Origin of the sequence: Caballeronia arvi (assembly GCF_001544695.2) — a bacterium.
GTDB lineage: Bacteria > Pseudomonadota > Gammaproteobacteria > Burkholderiales > Burkholderiaceae > Caballeronia > Caballeronia arvi.
Genome location: NZ_FCOM02000155.1, coordinates 1 through 3,551 on the forward strand (window position 1 = coordinate 1; position 3,551 = coordinate 3,551).

The following is a 3,551-nucleotide window of genomic DNA, read 5'->3' on the forward strand; positions in this document are numbered from 1 at the left end:
TGAATGCCTCGATAATGCCGTCGTTTCGCGTCATAGAGACTCTGACCGCCGGCAAAAACGACAGTGGACTTCGATAAGAGCGCCCGCTCGGCCAGCTCCAGGGATGCCGGGGCCCCTTTGAACGCGCTGAGTTCGTCCATGCAATCGTAGACGGTCGCCATCGGTGGGAGAGACGGCGCGCAGGCTAACGCCATGGGGGTGTAAAACCAGAGAAGGTACCGGGAGAGTCCTGTGCTTAAAACCAGTTGATCAATTAGCCGTTTCTCTTCAGCGTCGCGCTCGAGCGGTGTGCCGGCCGCCAGGCACGGAGTGACGACGTTCAGTCCTGCGGATTCCCACCGAATGTCGAGGCGCGCGCGTGCGTCCATCGCGTCGACGGGCTCTTCTACGAACCAGACGGGATAGCGGCGCGCTAGCCTCGAGATGATATGTTGCGGACGTTGATACACGAAGTCCCATCGCAGATGCGAGAAGCAAATGACCCCATCAAAAGCGTTCTCCCGCAACAGAGATGTTCGTTCGATCAGGTTTGAATTTGTGTCGGTCAGCATCGCCGGGTGTTGACTTCTTGTCATGATGACCTCGCAAGTTCGCTCGCCCACCTTCTCATACGGTCGGCTGCGTACCTTCAGCAAACCAAGTGCCTCACCATCCTCCTCATCAACAGGCACGATCGAAGGCGTCCACCAACAGTTCTTCCAATTGGCAGCTTCGGTAAGCGTCCGCGTATAGCGAGCAGCACCAGATGGCAAAAAGAACTGCACCCCGGACCATCAGAGCAGTAGACGAATGACATTTGACCGCTCGATTCGCGCGTTGGCACCGAACGCGAGTGGCATTCGTCTGTCGATATGTGGCCAAGATATCGAGGGCGCGCTACGTTGTGAATGGAGCCGGGGCGGGGCAATCGCGACACGGGGACGCTCGCTCGACCGGTCGGCAGGTCGACGTGCCGGGGTCTGTCCTGGCCAAGAGATGAAGCCGAATTCGCGGCATGGGTTTTGCGCGCGCATCTACGCCGTTACTCGCCACCTTTTATGGAGAATCGCCATGGCCGTCGCAACCCTGAATGATCTTTTTATTCACGGACTCTCGGACATCTACAGTGCGGAGAAGCAGTTGACCAAGGCACTGCCCCGACTGGCCCGGGCTTCAACCAATCCTGAATTATCGGCAGCGTTCAAGACTCACTTGGAGGAGACGCAAGGACAAGTGGAACGTATCGATAAAGTAGTCGAAAGCACGGGCATCAAGCTTAAGCGCGTCAAGTGTATCGCCATGGAGGGACTCGTTGAAGAGGGCCAAGAGCAGATCGAGGAAATCGAGAAAGGCCCGATCCTGGATGCAGCGTTGATCGCGGCGGCTCAGAAAGTTGAGCACTACGAGATCGCTGCGTACGGCACGCTGGCGACGCTTGCGAAAAAGCTCGGTTACACCGACGGCATGAATCTCTTATTGGAGACGTTGGAAGAGGAAAAGGCAACAGACGAAAAGCTGACCATGTTGGCTAAGCAAGAGTTGTCGAAGGAGGAGGTGGGCAAGTAATGGGCTACGGCCACGGGTGATGCGCCGCCGAATGAAAGATGCGAACAGGGTGCCCTAGTTCATCGCGACATTGCGAGGCTGTTGCCCGTGGTTTTGAGAGATGAAAAGCCTCGCATGGCCGTTATGCCACGCGAGGACGCGCTCACGACGCCGAAAGGGCCCGACGCGCGAACTCCCCCAGGCGTGCTCGGCAGCACAGCCATGCACAGGAGACGAATATGGACCTACCGCGGCAAGTTGTTTCCTTCCTTACCTCAAGGGGGCTAAAGCTGGCGACGGCCGAGTCCTGCACCGCAGGGTTCATTGCATCGTTGATATCGTCCGTTCCAGGCAGCGGTAGCTGCCTTGACGTGGGCTTCGTCACCTATTCACCCTCTGGTAAAGCCGGCTTCCTCGGCGTGCGGAAGGAAACGATGGAGCGGTACGGCCTGACGAGCGAGGCGGTTGCCCGCGAGATGAGCGAGGGCGCGCTGCAGCAGGAGGCATGTTGCGCAGATGTCGCGGTCTCCAACACAGGTGTCGCTGACGCCGCACCGGACGGTGGACCACCTGCAGGCACTCAGTGCTTCGCGTGGTCGTTTCGTTCACGGACCGGAGACGTCGCGACCTTCAGCGAGACGAAGAAATTCGAAGGGGAGCGTAACGAAGTGCGACAGGCCGCAGCGCACTACGCGATCTCGCGTATCGAGCATTACTTCGACCAGCAATCGACTCGTATCCCGGAGGGAAGCGCGATGAGTAACAATCCGAACGATTGGCGGGCCTGGCAGCAGCAGATAATCGACGAACTCGGCGTCACCGCGCAGTTTGACGTGGACGTCGAGCGCGAGCGGCGGGTCGGCTTCTTGTGCGATTACCTCGTCTCGCAGGGTCTTCGAACCCTGGTGCTCGGTATCAGCGGAGGCGTCGATTCCTCGACGGCGGGCCGTCTTGCTCAGTTGAGCGTCGAGCGCCTTCGGGCACGCAGATACGAGGCTCATTTTGTCGCGGTAAGACTGCCCTATGGGACGCAACGCGACGAGGACGATGCCCGGCTCGCGCTGGATTTCGTGCGGCCGGACGAGACTTTCGATGTCAACGTGAAAGGGGCTTCCGATGAAATGCTCGCGGCGCTCGAGCGCGCCGGCGCACAGTACACGGATGATTTTCAGAAGGACTTCGTGCTGGGCAACATCAAGGCGCGTGAGCGCATGATCGCGCAGTACGCAATTGCGGGCGCGCGCGTGGGAGTCGTGATTGGCACAGACCACGCTGCGGAGTCGCTGATGGGGTTCTTCACCAAGTATGGTGACGGCGGCGCCGACGTTCTGCCACTCTCCGGCCTAACCAAGCGACGAGTGCGCGCGCTGGCGCGCTCCATGGGGGCGACGGAGCGGCTTGTTATGAAGGTGCCCACTGCTGACTTGGAGTCGCTCACCCCGCAGCGGCCCGATGAGGACAGCTACGGCATTAGTTACGAAAACATCGACGATTTCCTCGAGGGCAAAGAAGTCAGTGATCAGGTGCTGACAACAATACACCGCTTCTATACAGCGACCCGTCATAAGCGCTCACTTCCCGTCGAGGTCAGTCGAAGCTGACCGCGCGGCTAACTCGGGTGCTCCCACTCGTTGATTAAAGGGAAAACGCAACGGTCTTCGATAAGCGATAGGGGAGGGAGGCGGCATGGCTTCGGTCCTACTCGTCGATGATGACATGGGATGGCTGGGTTCCCTCGGCGTTGCGATTGCGGCGGAAGGTCATATTGTCCGAACTGCAACTGACGGCGCGCACGCTTTATTGCTCGCGAAATCTGCGCCGCCAGACGTTGTGGTAACGGACTGTGCTATGCCCGGACTGGATGGCGTAGGACTGATCCGTTCAATGCTTGCGGACCCGAATCTTGCGCAAATCCCGGTGATTCTCATCTCTGATGCGCGACGGCGCCCAAATGTACCTTGTGCCTGTTTTATGAGCAAGCCGTTTCCAGTGCTCGCGCTACTTCGTCAATTGCAACTAGTCGAACG

3 protein-coding genes and 2 pseudogenes are annotated in these 3,551 nt (G+C 59.0%); 4 read left to right on the top strand and 1 reads right to left on the bottom strand.

All coding sequences use genetic code 11. The features are described from left to right. Window positions 1-764: pseudogene (locus AWB74_RS43630) on the bottom strand (hypothetical protein); the annotation flags it as partial. Between the two features lie 286 nt (window positions 765-1,050). Here AWB74_RS43630 and AWB74_RS43635 point away from each other — a divergent pair. From AWB74_RS43635 to AWB74_RS43645, 4 genes and pseudogenes are all read left to right on the top strand, one after another. Next, window positions 1,051-1,545: a YciE/YciF ferroxidase family protein gene (locus AWB74_RS43635; RefSeq protein WP_061152681.1), complete on the top strand. Its 495-nt coding sequence runs from the start codon at window positions 1,051-1,053 to the stop codon at window positions 1,543-1,545. A gap of 218 nt (window positions 1,546-1,763) precedes the next feature. Continuing rightward, window positions 1,764-2,225 (top strand): annotated as a pseudogene (locus AWB74_RS47110) (CinA family protein); the annotation flags it as partial. Between the two features lie 54 nt (window positions 2,226-2,279). After that, window positions 2,280-3,125 carry an ammonia-dependent NAD(+) synthetase gene (gene nadE / locus AWB74_RS47115; RefSeq protein WP_061152682.1) on the top strand — a complete coding sequence of 282 codons (846 nt, stop codon included), beginning with the start codon at window positions 2,280-2,282 and terminating at the stop codon, window positions 3,123-3,125. Between the two features lie 85 nt (window positions 3,126-3,210). Continuing rightward, a partial coding sequence (locus tag AWB74_RS43645) for a response regulator (protein WP_087039573.1) occupies window positions 3,211-3,551 on the top strand: 341 nt, incomplete at its 3' end.